This is a genomic window from Methylobacterium sp. Leaf361, from assembly GCF_001424445.1.
In the GTDB taxonomy this organism is placed as follows: domain Bacteria; phylum Pseudomonadota; class Alphaproteobacteria; order Rhizobiales; family Beijerinckiaceae; genus Methylobacterium.
This window is the reverse complement of the sequence record NZ_LMPY01000003.1, coordinates 89,223-108,391: the sequence shown is the minus strand read 5'-3', so window position 1 is coordinate 108,391 and position 19,169 is coordinate 89,223. Positions and strand designations below refer to the sequence as shown.

Below are 19,169 nucleotides of genomic sequence, written 5' to 3'. Positions count from 1 at the left end.
GGCGGCTCAGTCCGGCTTGGCCGACCGGCCGCCGAGCCGGCCCGGCAGGCGGGTCAGGCGATCCTTCATCTCCAGGACCTTCTGGACCTTCGAGCCGAGAGTCAGGAGCTGGACGAGGCGCTCGGTATCGAGGCGGCGCACGTCCGCGTACCAGCCGGCGAACAGCTCGAAGAGGTCGTGCATCTCCCGCAGGCGCGCCTGGGCGTGCCGCTCCTCCTCGGTCGCCGGCTCCTGCATCAGGAGCTCGCGCAGGAGGGTCAAGGTCGGGTCGACCTCGCGCTTCTTGCGCTCCTCGACCAGCGTGCGGACGATCTGCCAGATGTCCTCGGGCGTCGTGAAGTAGTCGCGCCGGTCGCCGGGCCGGTGCTGGAGCCGGACGAGGTTCCAGGCCTGGAGCTCCTTCAGGCCCATGCTGACGTTGGAGCGCGACACGCCGAGCCGCTCGACGATCTCGTCGGCGTTGAGCGGCCGCTCGGCGACGAACAGCAGGGCGTAGATCTGCCCCACGGTCCGGTTGATGCCCCAGCGCGAGCCCATCTCGCCGAAATGCAGCACGAAGGTCTGGACGAGCGGGGGCAGTTGCACGGCAGGGATCCGACGCGGGCAATAATCGGGCGGGCGCCGCCCCGGTCTATCAGCTCTTGAGCCAATACCGCAGGACCGTCGCGACGAAGCCGAGGCCGACGATGCTGGAGGCCCAGAGCCCCGCGAACCACGCGAGGCGCTTCCAGAGGGGCTGTGCTGCTGCGGGTGCCATCAGTGATATCCGTGCGCGTCGACCTTGCCGCGGAAGACCCAGTACGCGTACGCGGTGTAGGCCAGTATGATCGGGATCAAAACCGACGCGCCGGCCAGCAGGAAGATCTGGCTCGCCTCGGGCGCGGCCGCCTGCCAGATCGTGATCCGGCCCGGCACGATGTCGGGGAAGATGCTGATGCCGAGCCCCAGGAAGGTCAGGGCGAACAGCCCCAGCGCGATCAGGAAGGGCGCCCGCTCGGCGCCGCCCCGCAGGGTGCGCCACAGGGCGTAGGCCGCGAGCGCCACGAGCAGCGGCACCTGCGCGGTGACGAGCACGTTCGGCATCGCCAGCCAGCGCTCGTAGTAGCGGCCCTGGAGGAACGGCGTCACCGCGCTGACGAGGGCGATGGCCGCCACCGTCGCCGCGGTGAGGCGCAGGGCCAGGCGCCGGGCCCGCAGCTGGAGCAGGCCCTCGGTGCGCATCACCAGCCACGTCGCCCCGAGCAGCGCGTAGGCGACGACCAGGCTCGCGCCGACGAGGAGGCTGAAGGGCGTGAGCCAGTCCCACCAGCCGCCGGCATAGGCCCGCCCCTCGACCGCGATGCCTTGCAGGAGCGCGCCCAGCGTGATGCCCTGCGCGAGGGCCGCCACCAGCGAGCCGCCCGCGAAGGCCACGTCCCAGGCGGCGCGGTGGCGGGGGTCGCGCCAGCGGAACTCGAAGGCGACGCCGCGGAAGATCAGCCCGAGCAGCATCGCGATGATCGGCGCGTAGAGCGCCGGCAGGATCACCGCGTAGGCCAGCGGGAAGACGGCGAACAGGCCGCCGCCGCCCAGCACCAGCCAGGTCTCGTTGCCGTCCCAGACCGGCGCGACCGAGTTCATGGCGGTGTCGCGCTCCGCGCCCGGCGGCAGGACCGGGAACAGGAGGCCGATGCCGAGGTCGAAGCCGTCCATGACGATGTAGGCGAAGACCGCGAAGGCGATCACGAGCGCCCAGACCACCGTGAGATCGACGCTGTAGGCCATGGGTCCCTCACTCGGCCGGCTGGAGGTGGCGGTCGGGGTCGATCGCCGGGGCGGGCGTGATGCCCGCCGTCCGGATCGGCGCGCCGGGCTCGATCCCGCTCTCGCCGGCATGCGGGGGCTGGCCCATCAGGCGCAGCATGTAGCCGGTGCCCATGGCGAAGACCGCGAAGTAGATCACCACGAAGGCGGTGAGCGAGGCCGCCACCGCCGGCGCGTGCAGCGGCGAGGCCGACTGCGCCGTGCGCAGCAGGCCGTAGACCGTGTAGGGCTGGCGCCCGACCTCGGTGGTGATCCAGCCGGCCAGCACCGCCACGAAGCCCGCCGGGCCCATGGCCACCGCGAACCGGTGCAGGGGGCGCCACGCGTAGAGGGCGCCGCGCCAGCGGGCGAGGAGGCTGAGGACGCCCAGGAGCAGCATCAGCATGCCGAGGCCGACCATGATGCGGAACGACCAGAACACGATCGGCACCGGCGGCCATTCCGACCGCGGCAGGCTGTCGAGCCCCTTCAGGGGCGCGTCGAGGGCGTGCTTCAGCACCAGCGAGGACAGCTTCGGGATCTCGACCGCGTAGCGCACCGTCCCGGCCTCCTGGTCGGGCAGGCCGAACAGCACCAGCGGCGCGCCGTCCGGGTGGCTCCGGAAGTGGCCCTCCATGGCCATGACCTTGGCGGGCTGGTGCTCCAGGGTGTCGAGGCCGTGCGCGTCGCCCGCGAGGATCTGGACCGGCGCGACCAGGGCGGCCATCCACATCGCCATGGAGAACATCGTCCGGGCGGCCGGGTTGACCCGGTCGCGCAGCAGGTGCCACGCGCCGACCGCGCCCACCACCAGCGCCGTCGTCAGGTAGGCGGCCAGGACCATGTGCACGAGGCGGTACGGGAAGGACGGGTTGAACACGATCGCCCACCAGTCCAGCGGCACGAACTGGCCCTCGGCATTCGTGCCGTAGCCCGCCGGCGTCTGCATCCACGAGTTCACCGCCAGGATCCAGAACGCCGAGAAGAAGGTCCCGACCGCGACCATCAGCGTCGCCGCGAAGTGCAGCCGCGGCCCGACCTTCGTCATGCCGAAGAGCATGACGCCGAGGAAGCCGGCCTCCAGGAAGAAGGCCGAGAGCACCTCGTAGGCCATCATCGGCCCCAGCACCGGGCCGGTCTTGTCGGAGAAGACCGACCAGTTCGTGCCGAACTGGTAGGACATCACCAGGCCGGACACGACGCCCATCGCGAAGGCGATGGCGAAGATTTTGAGCCAGTACTTGAACAGGTCCATGAAGACCTGGCGCCCGGTGGCGAGCCAGAGCCCTTCCAGAACGGCGAGGAAGCTCGCGAGGCCGATCGAGAAAGCCGGGAACACGATGTGGAAGGCGACCGTGAACCCGAACTGGATGCGGGCGAGGATCAAGGGATCGAGGTTGGCGAGCACGTCGTGCCTCCGGCTCTGTGCGCGACTCGGCGTATAGCAATTTCAGAACTTTCTGAAAAGTCAAAACATCCTGTGTCGCCGGTGCGGCGCCCCGGCCATGCGCCGGCGTCCGGGGTCGGTCCGGCCTCGGGGTCTGGACGTCCGCGCCCGAACGCGTCAGGGTCTCGGCATTCCCTACAGGTCGGGACCACGCGGGGCCCTGGACGCGCGCCGCGCGGCGGGACGCCGCGTCCCGACGCACGGAGAGCACGCGCCGCCATGGCCGACACCCTCGTCTCCGCCGCGCCCGTCGATCTCGCCGCCGCGCTGTCGGCGCGCATCCGCGGCATCGGCACGAGCCAGATCGGCCTCGTGGCGGATCGCGGGCGGGACGACCCGGAGGTGGTGAAGCTGTGGATCGGCGAGGGCGACCTGCCGACGCCGCCCTTCATCGTCGAGGCCGCGCACCGGGCGATGCTCGACGGGCACACCCGCTACACCACGTCGCTGGGGCTGCCGGCGCTGCGCGCAGCGCTCGGCGCCTACCACGCCCGCCACTGGGGCGTGGAGATTCCGCCGGACCGGTTCGGCGTCACGGCGGGCGGCATGAACGCGATCATGCAGGCGGCCCAGGTGCTGCTGGAGCCGGGCGACGAGATGATCATCCCCTCCCCGGCTTGGCCCAACCTCGGCGAGGCGGTCCGCATCGCCGGCGGCGTGCCCGTGACGGTGCCGTACCGCCGCCTGCCGGACGGGCGCTTCGCGCTGCCGCTCGCCGACATCGCGGCGGCGATCACGCCGCGCACCCGGGTGATCATGGTGAACTCGCCCTCGAACCCGACGGGCTGGACCATGCCGCTCGCCGAGATGACGGCCCTGCGCGACCTCGCCCGGGAGCGCGGCCTCTGGATCCTCTCGGACGAGGTCTACGCCCACTTCACCTACGGCAACCGGATCGCGCCGTCCTTCCTGCAGATCTGCACGGAGGACGACCGTCTGATCGTGACCAACACCTTCTCGAAGAACTGGGCGATGACCGGCTGGCGGGCCGGCTGGGTGATCTATCCCCGCGGCCTCGCGCCGACCTTCGCCAAGCTCGGGCAGTACAGCACCACCTCGATCCCGACCTTCGTCCAGCACGCCTGCATCGCGGCCCTCGAGGAGGGCGACGGCTTCATCCGCACGATGGTGGAGCGCTGCGCCGAGGCCCGCGCGATCCTGGTGGAGGGGCTGTCGCGCCTGCCGGGCGTCACGGTCGCGCCGCCGGACGGGGCCTTCTACCTCATGGCCCGGATGGGCGGCGACGAGCCGAGCCTCGACCTGGCGCTGCGCCTCCTGCGGGAGGCCAAGGTCGGCGTGGCGCCCGGCACCGCCTTCGGACCCGAGGGCGAGGGCCTGGTGCGGATGTGCTTCGCCATCAGCCCGGACCTGGCGCGGGAGGCGGTGCGCCGGCTCGCGGGCGTGCTCGGGACCCGGGCGCCGGCCGCGGCGGCGCACTGAGTCGGGCGGGGGCGGCTCAGCGGCCCCAGCGCAGGACCAGCGCGTCGTTCCGCCGGGCGAGCTCGATCAGGCCGGCCCGCGTCGCCGGGTGCAGGGGCTGGATCGGCAGCCGCGCGGTCTCGCTCGCGATCACCCCGCCTTCGGCCATCAGCGCCTTGCAGGCGAGCAGGCCGCATTGCCGGTTCTCGTAGTTGATGAGCGGTAGCCAGCGCGCGTAGGCGTCCATCGCCTCGTCGCGACGCCCGGCCGCGTAGGCGTCGGTGATCTGGCGGATGCCGTCCGGGTAGCCGCCGCCGGTCATCGCACCCGTCGCGCCGGCGTCGAGGTCGGCCATCAGGGTGATCGCCTCCTCGCCGTCCCAGGGGCCCACGACCGCGTCGCCGCCGAGCGCGATCAGCTCGCGGAGCTTGGCCGCGGCGCCCGCGGTCTCGATCTTGAAGTAGGCGACGTTCGCGATCTCCCGGGCCATGCGCGCCAGGAGCGGTGCCGACAGCGGCGTGCCGGCCACCGGCGCGTCCTGGATCATGATCGGGATCGAGATCGCGTCCGAGACCGCGCGGAAGAAGTCGACGATGCCGAGCTCCGGCACCCGGATCGTGGCGCCGTGATAAGGCGGCATGACCATCACCATCGCGGCGCCGGCCTCCTGGGCGCGGCGCGAGCGCTCGGCGCAGACCTGCGTGGCGAAGTGCGTCGTCGTCACGATCACCGGAACGCGGCCGGCCACGTGCTCGAGCACGGCGTGCATCACCCGCTCGCGCTCGTCGTCGGTGAGGACGAACTGCTCGGAGAAGTTGGCCAGGATGCACAGGCCCTGGCTGCCGGCGTCGATCATGAAGTCGACGGCCCGGCGCTGCCCGTCGAGGTCGAGGGCGCCCGCGGCGTCGAAGACCGTGGGAGCGACCGGGAAGACGCCGCGATAGGCGGGGACGGACGAGGTCATGCGCGGTCCTTCTGCCGGGATCGCGCATCCCGGCGGACGACCGTGTCCGCGGGCGGGATCCGGCCGCCTCTTAGCACGCGGCCTCGATCCTGGCGCGGGCCGGAACCGGCGCGCCGCGCTGTCGACAAGCCCACCAACTTTCCTGTACGGCCGAGATCTTCTTTGCTTTGTCCATCGACAGCCGAGATCGGGCGCGGCGGCCGCACGAGAACGGCGTTTTCTTTTCGGAGCTACTGTAATGCGATTCTTCTCTGCGAGCCGCGTCGCGGCGCTCGTCGCGGCGACGCTCCTCGGCGCAATCGCCGGCGCGCCCGCGCGGGCCGACGATCTCGACGCGATTCGCGCCGCCAAGACCCTGCGCATCGGCACCGAGGGCACCTACGCGCCCTTCACGTTCCACGACGCGTCCGGGCAGCTCGTCGGCTTCGACGTCGAGATCGGCCGCAAGGTCGCCGAGCAGCTGGGCGTCACGCCGCAATTCCTCGAGGGCAAGTGGGACGGGCTGATCGCCGGCCTCGACGGCAAGCGCTACGACGTGGTGATCAACCAGGTCGGCATCACCAAGGAGCGGCAGGCGAAGTTCGACTTCTCCGAGCCCTACATCCGCGCGCGGGCCGTGCTGATCACCCGGGCGGACCGGTCCGACATCAAGTCCTTCGCGGATCTCAAGGGCAAGAAGGCCGCCCAGAGCCTCTCCAGCAACTTCGCGCGCCTCGCCGAGCAGTCCGGCGCCGAGCTCGTCGGGACGGACGGCTTCGACCAGTCGATCCAGCTCGTCCTCACCGGCCGCGCCGACGCCACCGTCAACGACAGCCTGTCGTTCCTGGACTTCCACAAGCAGAAGCCGAGCGCCCCCGTGAAGATCGCCGCCGAGCAGGCCGACGCGGACGCCTCCGGGATCATCATGCGCAAGAACAACCCGGCGCTGAAGGCCGCGATCGACAAGGCGCTGGACGCGATCAAGGCCGACGGCAGCTACGCGGCGATCGCCCAGAAGTACTTCGGGGCCGACGTTTCCAAGTAGACCGTCCGCAGAAGGCCCGCCCGGACGGATCCCGCCCGGGCGCCGCCCCGTACAGCCCCACGCTTCGATCGCCCGGTAGGAGACGCCGCCCCGTGCCGCACTGGCTCGACCTCATGCTCCAGTCGCTGGGGCCGCTGCTCGCGGCCGGCCTGCGCTTCACCGTGCCGCTGACGCTCATCACCTTCGTGCTGGGCCTCGCGCTGGGGCTCGGGACCGCCCTCGTGCGCCTGTTCGCGCCCCGGCCCCTGGCGGCCCTGGCGTGGTTCTACGTGTGGATCTTCCGGGGCACGCCGCTCCTCGTGCAGCTGTTCGTGATCTTCTACGGCCTGCCGAGCGCCGGCATCCTGATCGACGCCTTCCCGGCCGCCGTGATCGGGTTCACCCTCAACGTCGGCGCCTACACGTCCGAGATCGTCCGCGCCGCCATCGCCTCCATCCCGAAGGGCCAGTGGGAGGCGGCCTACGCCACCGGCATGAATCCGGTCCAGGCCCTGCGCCGCACGATCCTGCCCCAGGCGGCGCGGGTGGCGGTGCCGTCGCTCGCCAACTCCTTCATCGCCCTGGTGAAGGACACCTCGCTCGCGGCCGCCATCACGGTGCCGGAGCTGTTCCAGGCGGCCCAGCGCATCGTCGCCGTCACCTACGAGCCGCTGATCCTCTACATCGAGGTGGCGCTGATCTACCTCGTCCTGTCGACGCTGCTGTCCTGGCTCCAGACGCTGCTGGAGCGGCGCCTCGGGCGCTACGGCGGCTACCTGGAGGCCCGCGCGTGATCGCCCTGTCGGCCATCGAGAAGCGCTTCGGCGACAACCCGGTCCTGCGGGGCGTCGACCTCGCGGTGCCGGAAGGGCGCGTCACGGCGCTGATCGGCCCGTCGGGCTCGGGCAAGTCGACGCTCCTGCGCTGCGCGAACCTGCTGGAGGTCCCGCAGGCCGGGACGCTGACCGTCGGCGAGATCCGCCTCACCTTCCGGCCCGGTAGCCCGCCGGCGCGGCGGGACGTGCTCGCCGTGCGCCGGCAGACCGGCATGGTGTTCCAGAACTTCCAGCTCTTCCCCCACCGCACCGTGATGGAGAACGTCACCGAGGGGCTCGTCACCGTCGGCAAGTGGCCGCAGGACCGGGCGCGGGCGCGCGCCCTGGAGCTGCTGGAGCGCGTCGGCCTCGCCCACAAGGCCGCGGACTGGCCCGCCAGCCTGTCGGGCGGCCAGCAGCAGCGGGTGGCGATCGCCCGGGCGCTGGCCCCCTCCCCGCGCCTGCTGCTCTGCGACGAGCCGACCTCGGCCCTCGACCCGGAGCTCGCCTCCGAGGTGGTGGACGTGCTCGCCGGCCTCGCGGGCGAGGGCACGACGATGCTGATGGCGACCCACGACCTGCGCCTCGCGCGGCGCGTCGCCGACACGGTGGTGTTCCTGGAAGGGGGGCACATCGTCGAGCAGGGCACGGCCGCCGACGTCTTCGCCCGGCCGGCCGACCCGCGCACCCGCCGGTTCGTCCGGACGCTGCTCGGCGAGGCGGCGGAGGAGGCCTGACCGGCCCGAGTCGGGGCGCGCGGATCAGCGCGTCAGGCAGCGTAGCGTGAGAAGATCCTCGATGGTGAGCGCGGTCCCGAAGACCAGGGGCCGCCAGGCCGGCAGGGTGGCGAAGATCAGGCCGGCCGCCAGGGCGAGCCAGGGCAGGACCGGGCGCAGGCCGGGACCGGCGGCCCTCACGCGGGTTTCCGCGCCAGCGACGCCTCCTCGCCCTTGCCGACCACCACGAGGCCCAGGCCCGCGGCCAGCATGGCCCCACCCCAGAGCAGGAAGCCGATGTCCCAGTAGAGCCACTGCTCCGGCGGCGCCCGCTCGTTGACGTGGTGCACGCCGAGGATCTCGTGGTCGATCAGGCCCTCGACGAGGTTGAACAGGCCCCAGCCGATCAGGAGCGACCCGGCGAGCAGCTTGCTCGACCAGTAGAGGTGCGTGCGGTGCGCGGCGCGCCAGAGGAGGAACAGCCCGAGGACCACGAAGACGTAGGTCGCGCTGTGGAAGAGGCCGTCCCAGCGGGTGTTCAGCTCGAGGTTCGGGATCGTGTCGATCGGGTACCAGCTGCTCAGCATGTGGTGCCATTGCAGGATCTGGTGCAGCACGATCCCGTCGAAGAAGCCGCCGAGGCCGAGCCCGAACAGGATGCCGGCGCTCACGGGAAAGTCGCGCTCGCGGGTGTCGGTCGCTCTGTCAGCCGCTCTCATGCGCAACTCCGGCGTGGCGGAGGCCGCGGCCGCGCGGGCGACGGCGTCCTGCGGGGAACCCGCCCGGGGCGCCGGCGGATCCGTCACGCCTCCCGCGGGACCGCTTCCGGTCGCGAGACCATCCGCAGGTAGACGGCGAGCCCCGCCAGGAAGACCGCGAGGCCGAGCCCGGTGGCGTAGGGCGCGAAATCCTTGCCGGCCACGGCGATCGCCGAGCTGTGGCCCGCCAGGAGGTCGGTGCCGGCGAGCAGCACGCCCACGAAGCTCTCGCCGACGAGGAACCCGGACGCGAGGAGGACACCCCGGCGGCGGGCGGTGCCGACCGTCCTATCGGCCTTCGCGTCGCCCTTCGCGCCGACCCGGGCGCGCAGCCGGCGCTCGGCGACCCAGCCGAGGATGCCGCCGATGGCGATCGTCATCTCCACCGAGAGCGGCAGGTACATGCCGATGCCGACCGTCAGGGCCGGGAAGGTGAGGTCGCGCCGCTTCAGCCACGTCTCGGCCGCCACCAGGACCACCCCGAGCCCGGCGCCGATCAGCACCATGGTCCAGGGCAACTCGCCGTGCGTGATGCCGTTGGCGATCTGGGTCATCAGGGCCGCCTGGGGCGCCGGCATGGCGCTCCCCGCGTCCTGCCCGTCTCGCGCCGGGGCACCGACGAAGCCGTAGGCCTCGTAGAGCAGCGACAGGAGCGGGGCGATCACCACGGCGCCGACCCCGACGCCGAGGATGAGCGCGACCTGCTGGTGCCAGGGCGTGGCGCCGAGCACCTGCCCGGTCTTCAGGTCCTGCAGGTTGTCGTTGGCGATCGACGAGGTGGTGATGATGACCGACGTCAGCAGCAGCGCCATGCCGGTGACGAACCGGTCTCCCTCGGGCCCGGCGGAATGCCCCAGGACCAGGGGCAGGAGCAGCGCGGTCGCCATCGTGGTCAGGATGCCGATCCCCGAGATCGGGCTCGACGAGGAGCCCAGCAGGCCCGCGAGGTAGCCGCAGGCCGCCGCCATCAGGAAGCCGAACAGGACGGTGAACAGGGTGGCGGCCACCGCCAGCACGATCGTCAGGCCGCCGAGGTCGGCGGCCCCGGCGAAGGCCCAGAACAGCAGCGCGAGCGGGACGCACAGGCCCAGGGTCGCGGCGGCCACCCAGGTGATCGGCAGGTCGCGGTCCTCGCGCGGGTGATCCTTGCCGAGACCGCCGCTGCCCGACAGGGCGGCGCGGATGCTCCCGAGGATCGGGCGCGCCAGCGAGCCCACGGTCCAGAGCCCGCCCACCGCGATGATCCCGGCGCCCATGAGGCGCACTTGGCCCGACCAGACCGCCTCGGCGGCCGCGCCCGCCGACTTGGCGGGATCGGGCGACAGGGCGGTGAGGATCGGGACCGCGATCCCCCAGGCGATCAGGACGCCGGTCAGCAGCGCGAGGCAGGCGCCGATGCCCACGAGGTAGCCGACGCCGACCAGCGCCAGCGAGAAGCCGGTCCCGGTGCGGAACACCGCGCCGCCGAGGCTGACCGCGCCGTTGAGCCCCTCGCCCAGGACCTTCAGCCCCGTGGTGGCGAGCCCGATCGTCCCGGCGGCCGCGGCGGCCCCGAGCAGGTCCCGCAGGCCGTGGCCGCCCTGCTCCTCGTGGCCGGTCCTGAGCACCTCCGCGGCGGCGATGCCCTCGGGATAGGGGAGATCGCTGCCCGACACGAGCGCGCGGCGAAGCGGGATCGAGAAGGCGACGCCGAGCAGGCCACCCAGCAGGCAGACCGCCGTGGTCTGCCAGAACGGGAAGCCGTGCCAGTGGCCGACGAGGACGAGCCCGGGAAGCGCCAGGATGACGTTGCACAGGGTGCCGGCCGCCGAGGCCTGCGTCTGCACGATGTTGTTCTCGAGGATGCCGGCGCCGCCCATCAGCCGGAACGCGCCCATCGAGATCATCGCGGCCGGGATCGAGGACGAGAACGTCATCCCGGTCTTCAGGCCCATGTAGAGGTTGGCGGCCATGAACACGACCGTGATGGCCGCGCCGAGCGCGATCCCCCGCAGGGTCAGCTCGGCCTGACGGTCCTGCGTCGTCGGCGTGATCGTCGGGCTGCGGGCGTCCATCGTCCACTCGGGCTGCGACAGGCACAGCACGCGAGGGGCCGGAAACGTTCCCGCGCCGCGCCCGGCCCGCCCGGCCTCACCCTGCCCCGCCCCGCCCTGGGGCGATGTGTCCCGGCGCCGACCGGGCCTGTGATGCAGTCACCCGGCGCGGCGGCGGGTTTGGCAGCAGACCGCCCCGTCCGGGTGCGATCCGCTCCTCGTCGGGAAGGCGCCGCCTTGTCCAAGTGGTATCTCTACGGCATCGCCCTCGTGGCCGGCGTCGCGAACGCCATCGAGCCGGGCCAGAACGCCACGCTGGCGAAGGTCACGGGGCAGCCGATGCTGGCCGGCCTGTTCTGCTTCGGCCTCGCGATCGCCTGCTTCCTCGCCGCGATGGCCGTCGCCCGGCTGCGCGGCCGCTCCCAGGCCGAAGCGGCCACGCCCGTGCCCTGGTGGGCTTGGCCGGGCGGCGTGCTCGGGGCGGCGGTCGTCCTGGCGCAGCTCTACATCTCCGAGAAAGTCGGCGCGGCGCCGTTCCTGGGCTGCGTGATCACCGCGGGCGTGGTCGGCTCGATCCTCCTCGACCATCACGGCCTCGTGGGCTTCGCGCGCCACCGCGCCGGGCGCTGGCGCATCCTCGGCGGCGCGCTGATGGTCGCGGGCGTCGCCCTCGTGGCGGCGTTCTGACGGACCCGTCGATCCGAACGCCTCGCACCCTCAGGATCCCAGCATGCTCTTCCTGTACGGCTTCGCGCTGCTCGCGGGCATCGCCACCGCGATCGAACCGGGCCAGAACGCGGGCCTCGCCAAGTCCCTCGCGCGGCCGCTGCTCGCCGGCGTGGTGAGCCTCGTCGTCAGCGTCGCGGCGATCTGCGTCGCCATGCTGGTGACGGGGCAGTACGGGTGGCCGACGCTGGAACGCCTCGCGCAGGTGCCCTGGTGGGCGTGGCTCGGCGGCGTGATGAGCGCGGGCCTGACGATGGCGCAGCTCTCCGTCTCCGCGCGGATCGGGGCCGCCACCTTTCTCGGACTGATCGTGACGGCAGGCGTCGTCACGTCGATCCTGCTCGACCATTTCGGCCTCGTGGGCTTCAAGGTCCACGAGGCCGGCCTGTGGCGCATCCTCGGCGGCGCCCTGATGATCGGCGGCGTGGCGCTGGTCGCCCGGTTCTGAGGCCCGCCCCGGCGGATCAGATCGTCCAGCCGCCGTCGATCACCACGGCCTGGCCGGTCGTGTAGGTCGCGCCCGCGAGGTAGACGGCGAGGTCGGCGATCTCCTCGGGCGTGCCGAGCCGGCCGATCGGCTGGCGCGCGATGAAGGCCGCGCGGGTCTGCTCGTAGTCGCCCTGCTGGCGGATGCGCTCCTGCAGCGACGGGCTCTCCACCGTGCCGGGGCAGATGGCGTTGCAGCGGACGTTGTGGCCGACATAGTCGGCGGCCACCGCCTTGGTCAGGCCGATCACCGCCGCCTTCGTCACCCCGTAGGCGAAGCGGTTGGGCACGCCCTTCACCGAGGAGGCCACCGAGGCCATGTTGACGATGGCGCCGTCGCGGCGCTCCAGCATGCCGGGCAGGACCGCCCGGATCGTGCGGATCATCGCCTTGACGTTGAGGTCGAGGGCGAAGTCGAGCTCGTCGTCGCGCATCTCCAGGATGGTGCCGGCGTGGACGGTGCCGGCGCAGTTGAACAGGATGTCGACCGCGCCGATGCGCGCGACCAGGGCCCCGACCGCGTCCGCGTCCAGCACGTCGAGGGTCGCGGTGCTGAGGTTGTCGGCGCGCAGGTCGGCGAGGGCGTCCGCGTTGATGTCGGTGGCGTGGACCCGCGCCCCGGCGCGGGCGAAGGCGAGCGCGCTGGCGCGCCCGATCCCCTGACCCGCCGCCGTGACCAGGACCGTCTTTCCGGAAAGATCTGCCATTGCTCGCTCCAGCAGGCTGCGCGGCGCCGCGCGGGCGTCCGGACCGGGCCGCGCCCGGCGGGGCCGCCGATCAGGTCCGGTGGGCCCGGCCGAGCGGCCCATCCTTGTAGGTTCTGACCGCGCCGGGCTCCAGGCCCGATCGCGTCGGATCCGGGGCTGCCGTTCGGGCGTTCTCCCGGCGTCACCGTACCTAAGGAGGATCGCCGTGGGGCTCGCCGCCTTCGTCTTCTTCGTCGTCCCGTGGATGGCCGTCGCGATCTGGATGTCGATGCGGCCGTCCGGCGCGCGCCTCGGCACTCCGTCCGCCCCCTGGCGCCCGCTGACGGATTACCCGCCGCCGGCCCAGGATCAGCGGCAGGCCGGCGAGACGCGGAGCATGGAGTCGGGCTCCGCCCACGACGGCAAGCACGCGCCGATCGAGGCCGTCTAGCGCGCCCGCCGCCGGATTAACTACTGGCCCGGCGCGCGCGAGCGTGTCGGGAGAAGAGTTCCGCGCCGGGTCAGGCCTCCGCCTGCAGCAGGTGGAGGTTGAAATCTCCGGCCTCCCCCGTCCACAGGGCGCGGGGCTGCCAGCCGCTCTCGGCCGCGAGCGCCCGGAAGGCGTCCGCCGGGTACTTGTGCGACGTGTCGGTCCGGACGCTCTCCCCCGCCGCGAACGCGATGGTCCGGTCGCCCAGCCGGTAGGTCGCCGGCCGGGTCGCGACGAGGTGGGCCTCGACCCGCAGCGGGTCCGGGCAGATCCGCACGGCGTGCCGGAAATTGTCGCTGTCGAAATCGGCGCCGAGTTCCCGGTTCAGCCGCGTCAGGATGTTGCGGTGGAACGCGGCCATGAGGCCGTCGGCGCGCCCGTAGGCTCGCTGCAGGCGGTCCGGGTCGGCGGTGCCGTCCGCGCCGACGAGGAAGAGGCTCGGCCCGAGCGTGGCGCGCGCGCGCTCGAGGAACTGCCGGGCCCCGCGCGGGTCGAAGTTGCCGATGCTCGTTCCCGGATAGAAGCCCAGGATGCCCCCCGGCCCGGCCCCTCGCGGCAGCTGGACCGGCTGCGAGTAGTCGGCGCAGACCGGGATCATCGGGATGCCGGGGTAATCGGCGGCGAGCCGCCGGATCGCGGCCTCCAGGTACGCCCCGGAGATGTCGATCGCCACGTAGGCCGCCGGTTCGGGCAGCGCGTCGAGGAGCGTGCGGATCTTGCGGCTCGCGCCGCTGCCGAACTCGACGACGGTCACCCCCGGCCGCACCCGGCGCGCCACGTCGGCGGCGACCTGCGGCAGGACGGTCATCTCCTGCGCGGTCGGGTAGTAGTCGGCGCTGTGGCAGATCCTGTCGAACAGGTCCGAGCCGGTCTCGTCCCAGAGATACTTTCCCGGCAGCGTCTTCGGCTCGGCGGAGAGGCCCGCGAGGGCGTCCCGGAGGAAGGTGTCGGTCGAGCTGTCGGTCGAGCTGTCGGTCATGGCCGGGTCACCGGGCGCGTGGCGGTCAGGACGACGAGGGCGAGCCGCTCGACCGCGTCGTAGGCGGGCGTCGCGAGTTCCTCGCCGTACGCGTCCGGGTCGAACTCGCGGTAGGTCCAGTCCAGCCCGGCCCGGTCGCAGAGGTCGGCCACGGCGTCGCGGAACGGGTCCGCCCCGTCGACGATGGCCGCGCCGGTGAACAGGACGAGGCTGCCGCCGGGCGCGAGCCGCCCGGCCGCCTGCTCGGCCACCGCGAGCGGCAGCCCGGCCCCGAGGGGGCCGCCGCCGTGCCGGTAGGCCCGTTCCGCCGTGTCGATCATGAAGGGCGGGTTCGACACGATGAGGTCGAACGGGCCCTCGACGTCGCGCAGCAGGTCGCTGCGGCGGACATCGACCCCGTCGGTCCCGGCGAGCCGGGCGTTGACGCGCGCCGCCCGCATGGCCGCCGGGTTGATGTCCACGAGCACCACCTCGGCGCCCGGCGCCCTCTTGGCGACGCAGATCCCGCCCGCGCCCGAGCCGCAGCCGATATCGACCGCGCGGCGCACCGGCCGCGACCGCGCCTCGAGATGCGCGATCACCGCCGCGGCGAAGCGCGCCGTGTCGGGCCCGAAGAACACCGCGTCGGCCGCGCTCGGGGGATACGCGGAATGGGCGAACAGCTCGCCGTCGAGGCTGGAGACGCGCAGCGTCGGCCGCAGCAGCGGGCCGTCCTCGAGCACGGCGCCGGCCGCCCGCATCAGGCGCAGGATCGGCTCCGGGACCAGGTCGGCGCGGAACGGCCGGCTCCAACCGAACACGTCGCGCAGGCTGCGCGCCTCGGCGTGCCGCGGCCGGGCGTTGACGTGGGCGTGGGTGGCCGGGGTCACGGTGGTGAAGGTGTAGCCGGTCTCGCGCAGGGCGCGCGCCAGCGCCAGCACCGCCTCCTCGTCCGCGGGAAACGGAGCGGCAATCGGAACGGAACGCGTCATCGGTCGGCCCTCAGCTGTCCATCCGGCGCATCACGAAGGCGCCCGACGCGCGATCGGCGGCGACCTGCCGGGCGTCCCCGGTCGAACAGCACCGCGAAGCTCCGGAACAGGCCCGGCTGCGCGCGGTACCGCGCCGTACCGACAGAGGAAGGCGAGCAGGGCCAGGTAGATGCGGGCGTCGTCCAGGCCCGATGCAGTCCCGGAACCGCGCGGCGACGGGATGGTGATCGTCATACGTGGGAAGCTGCATCGGAGCGTCGGTTCACACCACCGGTAGCGGGCGCGCGTACCCCCGCCCGACCGGCCGCGGTGTCGTCCCGACTCGAATGCCCGGAGAACCGGAGGCCGCAGGCATTGTTCCCTGCGCAATACGCGCGGATCGGCCCATGATCTATGTTAATCCCGGAATTTAAATATCTTGTTTTGATTGAATACTCTCATGATGCCGATCGACACACGGAATGACCGATGATCGGGCCCACCGACATGCGGGCACGGCGGGTCGCCGCGCGGGACCGCGGTGCGGCGGCGCGGCCACGCTCGCCGGGTCGCGATCGTCGCCGGAGGCGGCGTTAACCATCCGATTACCGTGCGATCCTAGCGCGATCGACTGAAACGGCGCCCCCGCGCCGGCCGGTCGCGCACGATGAACGCCGCATCATTCCTGTATTCCTGGTCCGCCGCCGCCGCGACGCACCTCGATCTGTTCGGGTCGCTGGGCCTGATCCTGGGCTTTACTGCGGGGGTGATGCCGCGGCGCGCTTGGATCCTCGCGGCCTCGGCGGCCTGTGCCGCCTGCTTCGGCGCGCATTACCTGACGCTCGGGGCGCTCACCGGGACGGCGATGTGCGCCATCTCGGTGCTGCAGAGCCTCGTCTCCCTCCGCTGCGTCGGCGCGCCCGGCCGGGGCGGCTGGGTGCCGCCGGTCTTCGCCGCGAGCACCCTAGCGGCGGCGTGCCTGACGGCGGCCACGTGGAACGGCTGGCCGTCGGCCTGCGCGGCCGCGGGCTCGCTGCTCGCCACCGGCGCGCGGCTCCAGGCGGCACCGCAGGCGATGCGCCAGCTCTTCCTCGGCGCCTCCCTGTGCTGGGCCGGGCACAATCTCCTGGTCGGCTCGGTCTTCGGACTGACCTGCGACGTGCTGACGATCCTCGGTCTCGCGATCGCGCTGCTGCGCGCCGCCCCGGTTCCGCCGATGGAGCCGGTCGCGCCCGACTGCGCGCGGGCGTGAGACGCCCCGGGCCTGCGGCGATGGATCCGGGAAACCCGCCGCGGCCCCGCCGTTGCACGGGAGCGGGCGCGTGACGTCCCGCGGCCGAGGAAGAGAGCGGGATTTGCCGGACGCGACCTATCCACCCCTCGACGTGCTCAAGCCAGTGGCCGAGGGCGTCTGGATCGTCGACAGCGGGCCGCTCCGCGCCCTCGGCATCCCCCTGCCCGTCCGGATGACCGTTGTCCGTCTCGGGGACGGATCGGTCTGGCTGCACTCCCCCACGCGCTACGACGCGGGCCTGCACCGCGCGATCGCCGCGCTCGGACCGATCCGCCACCTGGTCGCGCCCAACATCGCCCACTGGACCTTCCTGAAGGACTGGCAGACCCAGTGTCCGGAGGCCCTGACCTGGGCAGCCCCAAACCTCCGCGAGCGTCGCCAGGTCCGCCGCGCCGGCCTGCGCGTCGACCGGGTTCTGGAGGATGCGCCGCCGCCCGACTGGGCGGCAGACCTGCGCCAGGTCGTCGTGCCGGGCGGGTTCGGCTTCCGGGAAGTCGCGTTCTTCCACGGCGCGAGCCGCACGCTGATCCTCACCGACCTCGTCCTCAACCTCGAGCCCGCGAAGATGCCGGCGCTGCTGCGTCCGCTCCTGCGCCTCGCCCGCATGACGCCGCCGCACGGCGAGCCGCCGCCCTACCTGCGCCTCGTGATCAGGCTCCGGCAGCGCGACGCCGCGCGGGCGGCCGCGGATCTCGTCGGCTTGGCGCCGGAACGGGTCGTGTTCGCGCACGGGCTCTGGTTCGCGGCGGACGGTGCGGCCCGGCTGCGACGCTCGCTCCGCTGGCTCGGGACGCCGTCCTGAGGATCACCCCGAGGATCACCCCGAGGATCACCCCGAGTTTCGCCGTCGCCGCCGTCAGGCCGCGGCGATCAGCTGCCGCATGATCCAGGCCCGGGCCGCCGGAAGGTCCGCGAACAGCGGCGGCCCGAGGGGATCGATCGGGCCGAACCCGGCTTCGAGGAACCACTTCCCGGCATCGGCCCCGTGCTGCGCCGAGAGACGGACCAGGACCGCGACCAGGAACCCGTCGGCGAAGACGAGCTGACTCTCGGCATCGTCGCTGCCGGTCGCGACCTGCACGGCCTGCAGGCTCAGGATCATGCGGCCATCGCCTTCACGACGCGAGCGGGTTGAGGGCGTGCGACCGGAGGCGATCGTCGCACTGCGGCGACGGCGCGGATCTCCGTGCCGGCACACTGATCAATCAGCCCTTCGCCCCGAAGTTCCGGCCTCGCGGCGGTCCGGAACACGGCCGGAACCGCCCGGTTGGCCAACCATGGACCGGTGGCCGCGCGGAGCAGGATCGCAGATGGATGACAGGCAGATGGCCCGCGGGCTGGCTTGGTTCGGGATCGGGCTCGGCCTCGCCGAGACCTTCGCGCCCCGGCGCGTCGCCGCGGCGACCGGTACAAGGGTGGCGACGGGGGTGGCGACGGGGATGTGGCGACGGGAGTGGTGCGCTCAGGGCTGTCCGGGCGCGTCCTTCGCCGGGTCTCGCCCAGAATCGTCCGCCTCGCCTTCCGCGGCGGGTTCGGTCCCCTCGATCGCGCGGGCGAGCTCGGTCAGCACCTCCTCCACCATCGGCGGCCAGGGGGCCCTCTCCTCATCCATCAGGCGGGCCGCGCCGACCAGCGCGGAGATCTGCGCCTCGTAGACCGGGCGGCCTACCAGCTGCGCGTAGCGCACGCGCGCCGCGAGCGCCGTGGCTAGGCGCTGGACCTCCGCGATCTTCGCGCTCGGCGCGCCGCTGCCGTCGCCGTTGCCCATCCGTCCACCCCCTCGGGATCCTCACCGATCCTCATAGGCCATGGCCGGGACACAGTCAGGACCGGCTACCAGGCTTCGAGAATCCGGCCGCCGACGAGCGCGACGACGACACCGACGAGCAGCGCCATGCCGATGTCCCGGAGCGGCGCGGTGATCAAGCCGACCTCGGGAGCCGGCGGCGACACGTAGCGGGTCAGGCTCTCGGGCAGCGCCGGCGCCGGCGGCACGGGGGCCCTCCGCCGAAGGGCCAGGCGGATGCGGTGCATGGGCGTGATCCCCGGACGACCTCAGGCGGTCTCGACCTGGCGGGGCCCGGCGGCCGCCTGGGCCTTCCGCGCGGACGTCTTCGGGCGGACGAAATCGCCGAGGGGCTTGCAGGTCGGCAGGCCGATCACCTCGACCGACCGGGTCGGGGCCTGCGGCGGCGCATTGCGCGGAACGAGAACCTCCGTCACGTCCGCACTCTCCGTCTGCCCTTCGCCGAGATCCGGCAGCTCGACGCGATGCCCGACCAGGTACGCCTCGATATCGATGAGGCGGTGGCGCAGCCGCCAGATATCGTTCTCGACGCCGTTGATCTGCACGAGGAGGTCGGAGACGGTGCCCTGACGCGCCGCGATCGCCGAGAGCACAGAGGCCCGCTCGTTCAGCAGCACGGCCTTGACGGTCGGGTTCATAACGTACGCCTCCGAATGTTACAGCACCACGATTCCCCAATTCGGAAGCGAAGACAGTTCTCAAAATGGCTTAGCCGTTACGCCCGAAGGTGAACGGCCGCATTCAGCCGCCGAACGACTCGCGCCGGGGTGCCGATCGCGCGCGAAGGCGGGAACTTCTCGCGCGCGCGTGCGTC

General features: G+C 72.5%; 24 protein-coding genes. 9 read left to right on the top strand and 15 right to left on the bottom strand.

Annotated elements, in window-relative coordinates; translation table 11 throughout:
* Window positions 1–6: 6 nt before the first annotated feature.
* Genes ASG32_RS04165 through ASG32_RS04150 form a run of 4 tightly spaced genes read right to left on the bottom strand, consistent with a single transcriptional unit; the run spans window position 7 to window position 3,190 of the window.
* The gene (locus ASG32_RS04165) at window positions 7–585 is read right to left on the bottom strand and encodes a GbsR/MarR family transcriptional regulator (RefSeq protein WP_056522936.1); all 579 of its coding nucleotides are present in this window, start codon (window positions 583–585) and stop codon (window positions 7–9) included.
* A 49-nt stretch (window positions 586–634) separates the two neighbouring features.
* Window positions 635–757: a DUF2474 family protein gene (locus ASG32_RS04160; protein WP_012321840.1), complete on the bottom strand. Its 123-nt coding sequence runs from the start codon at window positions 755–757 to the stop codon at window positions 635–637.
* Window positions 757–1,764, bottom strand: coding sequence for a cytochrome d ubiquinol oxidase subunit II (cydB, locus tag ASG32_RS04155; protein WP_056522934.1), 1,008 nt, complete (start codon window positions 1,762–1,764; stop codon window positions 757–759). The genes ASG32_RS04160 and cydB overlap by 1 nt, the downstream gene beginning before the upstream one ends.
* A gap of 7 nt (window positions 1,765–1,771) precedes the next feature.
* Window positions 1,772–3,190 (bottom strand): cytochrome ubiquinol oxidase subunit I, encoded by a 1,419-nt coding sequence (locus ASG32_RS04150; protein ID WP_056522932.1) that lies wholly within the window; start codon window positions 3,188–3,190, stop codon window positions 1,772–1,774.
* 258 nt (window positions 3,191–3,448) lie between these two features.
* On the opposite strand from ASG32_RS04150, the gene ASG32_RS04145 reads away from it, so the two are divergent.
* Window positions 3,449–4,669, top strand: a complete 1,221-nt coding sequence (locus ASG32_RS04145) for a pyridoxal phosphate-dependent aminotransferase (RefSeq protein WP_056522930.1) — start codon at window positions 3,449–3,451, stop codon at window positions 4,667–4,669.
* Between the two features lie 16 nt (window positions 4,670–4,685).
* On the opposite strand, the gene ASG32_RS04140 is transcribed toward ASG32_RS04145, so the two are convergent.
* Window positions 4,686–5,612: a dihydrodipicolinate synthase family protein gene (locus ASG32_RS04140; RefSeq protein WP_056522928.1), complete on the bottom strand. Its 927-nt coding sequence runs from the start codon at window positions 5,610–5,612 to the stop codon at window positions 4,686–4,688.
* A gap of 238 nt (window positions 5,613–5,850) precedes the next feature.
* Here ASG32_RS04140 and ASG32_RS04135 point away from each other — a divergent pair, with 238 nt between their 5' ends.
* The 3 genes from ASG32_RS04135 (at window position 5,851) to ASG32_RS04125 (ending at window position 8,167) form a co-directional block, all read left to right on the top strand.
* Window positions 5,851–6,636: an amino acid ABC transporter substrate-binding protein gene (locus tag ASG32_RS04135; RefSeq protein ID WP_056522926.1), complete on the top strand. Its 786-nt coding sequence runs from the start codon at window positions 5,851–5,853 to the stop codon at window positions 6,634–6,636.
* A 92-nt stretch (window positions 6,637–6,728) separates the two neighbouring features.
* Window positions 6,729–7,409 carry an amino acid ABC transporter permease gene (locus ASG32_RS04130; RefSeq protein WP_056522924.1) on the top strand — a complete coding sequence of 227 codons (681 nt, stop codon included), beginning with the start codon at window positions 6,729–6,731 and terminating at the stop codon, window positions 7,407–7,409.
* Entirely contained in the window at window positions 7,406–8,167 is a 762-nt protein-coding gene (locus ASG32_RS04125) for an amino acid ABC transporter ATP-binding protein (protein ID WP_056522922.1), read from the top strand. The genes ASG32_RS04130 and ASG32_RS04125 overlap by 4 nt, the downstream gene beginning before the upstream one ends.
* Window positions 8,168–8,191: 24 nt before the next feature.
* Here ASG32_RS04125 and ASG32_RS34345 read toward each other — a convergent pair whose 3' ends face one another.
* The 3 genes from ASG32_RS34345 to ASG32_RS04115 form a co-directional block, all read right to left on the bottom strand.
* Window positions 8,192–8,347 (bottom strand): hypothetical protein, encoded by a 156-nt coding sequence (locus tag ASG32_RS34345; protein WP_199866076.1) that lies wholly within the window; start codon window positions 8,345–8,347, stop codon window positions 8,192–8,194.
* Window positions 8,344–8,865, bottom strand: coding sequence for a DUF2243 domain-containing protein (locus tag ASG32_RS04120; RefSeq protein ID WP_056523195.1), 522 nt, complete (start codon window positions 8,863–8,865; stop codon window positions 8,344–8,346). Before ASG32_RS04120 ends, ASG32_RS34345 begins: the two co-directional genes overlap by 4 nt.
* Before the next feature lie 83 nt (window positions 8,866–8,948).
* Window positions 8,949–10,958 (bottom strand): oligopeptide transporter, OPT family, encoded by a 2,010-nt coding sequence (locus tag ASG32_RS04115; protein ID WP_020090967.1) that lies wholly within the window; start codon window positions 10,956–10,958, stop codon window positions 8,949–8,951.
* Between the two features lie 216 nt (window positions 10,959–11,174).
* Here ASG32_RS04115 and ASG32_RS04110 point away from each other — a divergent pair, with 216 nt between their 5' ends.
* Entirely contained in the window at window positions 11,175–11,624 is a 450-nt protein-coding gene (locus ASG32_RS04110) for a DMT family transporter (RefSeq protein WP_056522921.1), read from the top strand.
* Window positions 11,625–11,667: 43 nt separating this feature from the next.
* Window positions 11,668–12,111, top strand: a complete 444-nt coding sequence (locus ASG32_RS04105; protein ID WP_056522918.1) for a DMT family transporter — start codon at window positions 11,668–11,670, stop codon at window positions 12,109–12,111.
* A gap of 16 nt (window positions 12,112–12,127) precedes the next feature.
* Here ASG32_RS04105 and ASG32_RS04100 read toward each other — a convergent pair whose 3' ends face one another.
* Window positions 12,128–12,856 carry an SDR family oxidoreductase gene (locus ASG32_RS04100; RefSeq protein ID WP_056522916.1) on the bottom strand — a complete coding sequence of 243 codons (729 nt, stop codon included), beginning with the start codon at window positions 12,854–12,856 and terminating at the stop codon, window positions 12,128–12,130.
* Between the two features lie 205 nt (window positions 12,857–13,061).
* Between ASG32_RS04100 and ASG32_RS04095 the strand changes: the two genes are divergently transcribed.
* Window positions 13,062–13,286: a hypothetical protein gene (locus ASG32_RS04095; RefSeq protein WP_056522914.1), complete on the top strand. Its 225-nt coding sequence runs from the start codon at window positions 13,062–13,064 to the stop codon at window positions 13,284–13,286.
* Between the two features lie 70 nt (window positions 13,287–13,356).
* Here the strand turns inward: ASG32_RS04095 and egtD are convergent, their stop codons facing one another.
* Both egtD and ASG32_RS04085 read right to left on the bottom strand, forming a co-directional pair.
* Complete coding sequence (egtD, locus tag ASG32_RS04090; RefSeq protein WP_056522913.1) at window positions 13,357–14,304, bottom strand: L-histidine N(alpha)-methyltransferase; 948 nt, start codon at window positions 14,302–14,304, stop codon at window positions 13,357–13,359.
* Window positions 14,301–15,275, bottom strand: a complete 975-nt coding sequence (locus tag ASG32_RS04085) for a methyltransferase (RefSeq protein ID WP_056522910.1) — start codon at window positions 15,273–15,275, stop codon at window positions 14,301–14,303. The genes egtD and ASG32_RS04085 overlap by 4 nt, the downstream gene beginning before the upstream one ends.
* 646 nt (window positions 15,276–15,921) lie before the next feature.
* On the opposite strand from ASG32_RS04085, the gene ASG32_RS04080 reads away from it, so the two are divergent.
* Window positions 15,922–16,506: a YgjV family protein gene (locus tag ASG32_RS04080; RefSeq protein WP_020090974.1), complete on the top strand. Its 585-nt coding sequence runs from the start codon at window positions 15,922–15,924 to the stop codon at window positions 16,504–16,506.
* Window positions 16,507–16,609: 103 nt separating this feature from the next.
* Window positions 16,610–17,350: a DUF4336 domain-containing protein gene (locus tag ASG32_RS04075; RefSeq protein WP_056522908.1), complete on the top strand. Its 741-nt coding sequence runs from the start codon at window positions 16,610–16,612 to the stop codon at window positions 17,348–17,350.
* A 54-nt stretch (window positions 17,351–17,404) separates the two neighbouring features.
* Here the strand turns inward: ASG32_RS04075 and ASG32_RS04070 are convergent, their stop codons facing one another.
* From ASG32_RS04070 to ASG32_RS04055, 4 genes are all read right to left on the bottom strand, one after another.
* Window positions 17,405–17,650, bottom strand: coding sequence for a hypothetical protein (locus tag ASG32_RS04070; protein ID WP_056522906.1), 246 nt, complete (start codon window positions 17,648–17,650; stop codon window positions 17,405–17,407).
* Between the two features lie 360 nt (window positions 17,651–18,010).
* Window positions 18,011–18,316 carry a hypothetical protein gene (locus ASG32_RS04065; RefSeq protein ID WP_056522904.1) on the bottom strand — a complete coding sequence of 102 codons (306 nt, stop codon included), beginning with the start codon at window positions 18,314–18,316 and terminating at the stop codon, window positions 18,011–18,013.
* A gap of 65 nt (window positions 18,317–18,381) precedes the next feature.
* On the bottom strand, window positions 18,382–18,582 hold the full coding sequence (locus ASG32_RS04060) for a hypothetical protein (protein ID WP_056522902.1): 201 nt from the start codon (window positions 18,580–18,582) through the stop codon (window positions 18,382–18,384).
* A 21-nt stretch (window positions 18,583–18,603) separates the two neighbouring features.
* A complete protein-coding gene (locus tag ASG32_RS04055; RefSeq protein ID WP_056522900.1) occupies window positions 18,604–18,993 on the bottom strand; it encodes a hypothetical protein in 390 nt (129 codons plus the stop codon).
* Between the last annotated feature and the right edge of the window lie 176 nt (window positions 18,994–19,169).

Excerpts from the sequence above, each read along its gene's own strand:
- ASG32_RS04120 (WP_056523195.1), bottom strand. The coding sequence starts at position 8,865 with ATGAGAGCGGCTGACAGAGCGACCGACACCCGCGAGCGCGACTTTCCC.
- ASG32_RS04085 (WP_056522910.1), bottom strand. The coding sequence starts at position 15,275 with ATGACGCGTTCCGTTCCGATTGCCGCTCCGTTTCCCGCGGACGAGGAG.
- ASG32_RS04140 (WP_056522928.1), bottom strand. The coding sequence starts at position 5,612 with ATGACCTCGTCCGTCCCCGCCTATCGCGGCGTCTTCCCGGTCGCTCCC.
- ASG32_RS04105 (WP_056522918.1), top strand. The coding sequence starts at position 11,668 with ATGCTCTTCCTGTACGGCTTCGCGCTGCTCGCGGGCATCGCCACCGCG.
- ASG32_RS04080 (WP_020090974.1), top strand. The coding sequence starts at position 15,922 with ATGAACGCCGCATCATTCCTGTATTCCTGGTCCGCCGCCGCCGCGACG.
- ASG32_RS04055 (WP_056522900.1), bottom strand. The coding sequence starts at position 18,993 with ATGAACCCGACCGTCAAGGCCGTGCTGCTGAACGAGCGGGCCTCTGTG.
- ASG32_RS04160 (WP_012321840.1), bottom strand. The coding sequence starts at position 757 with ATGGCACCCGCAGCAGCACAGCCCCTCTGGAAGCGCCTCGCGTGGTTC.
- ASG32_RS04115 (WP_020090967.1), bottom strand. The coding sequence starts at position 10,958 with ATGGACGCCCGCAGCCCGACGATCACGCCGACGACGCAGGACCGTCAG.
- ASG32_RS04135 (WP_056522926.1), top strand. The coding sequence starts at position 5,851 with ATGCGATTCTTCTCTGCGAGCCGCGTCGCGGCGCTCGTCGCGGCGACG.
- ASG32_RS04145 (WP_056522930.1), top strand. The coding sequence starts at position 3,449 with ATGGCCGACACCCTCGTCTCCGCCGCGCCCGTCGATCTCGCCGCCGCG.
- ASG32_RS04070 (WP_056522906.1), bottom strand. The coding sequence starts at position 17,650 with ATGATCCTGAGCCTGCAGGCCGTGCAGGTCGCGACCGGCAGCGACGAT.
- ASG32_RS04060 (WP_056522902.1), bottom strand. The coding sequence starts at position 18,582 with ATGCACCGCATCCGCCTGGCCCTTCGGCGGAGGGCCCCCGTGCCGCCG.
- ASG32_RS04065 (WP_056522904.1), bottom strand. The coding sequence starts at position 18,316 with ATGGGCAACGGCGACGGCAGCGGCGCGCCGAGCGCGAAGATCGCGGAG.
- egtD (WP_056522913.1), bottom strand. The coding sequence starts at position 14,304 with ATGACCGACAGCTCGACCGACAGCTCGACCGACACCTTCCTCCGGGAC.
- ASG32_RS04100 (WP_056522916.1), bottom strand. The coding sequence starts at position 12,856 with ATGGCAGATCTTTCCGGAAAGACGGTCCTGGTCACGGCGGCGGGTCAG.
- cydB (WP_056522934.1), bottom strand. The coding sequence starts at position 1,764 with ATGGCCTACAGCGTCGATCTCACGGTGGTCTGGGCGCTCGTGATCGCC.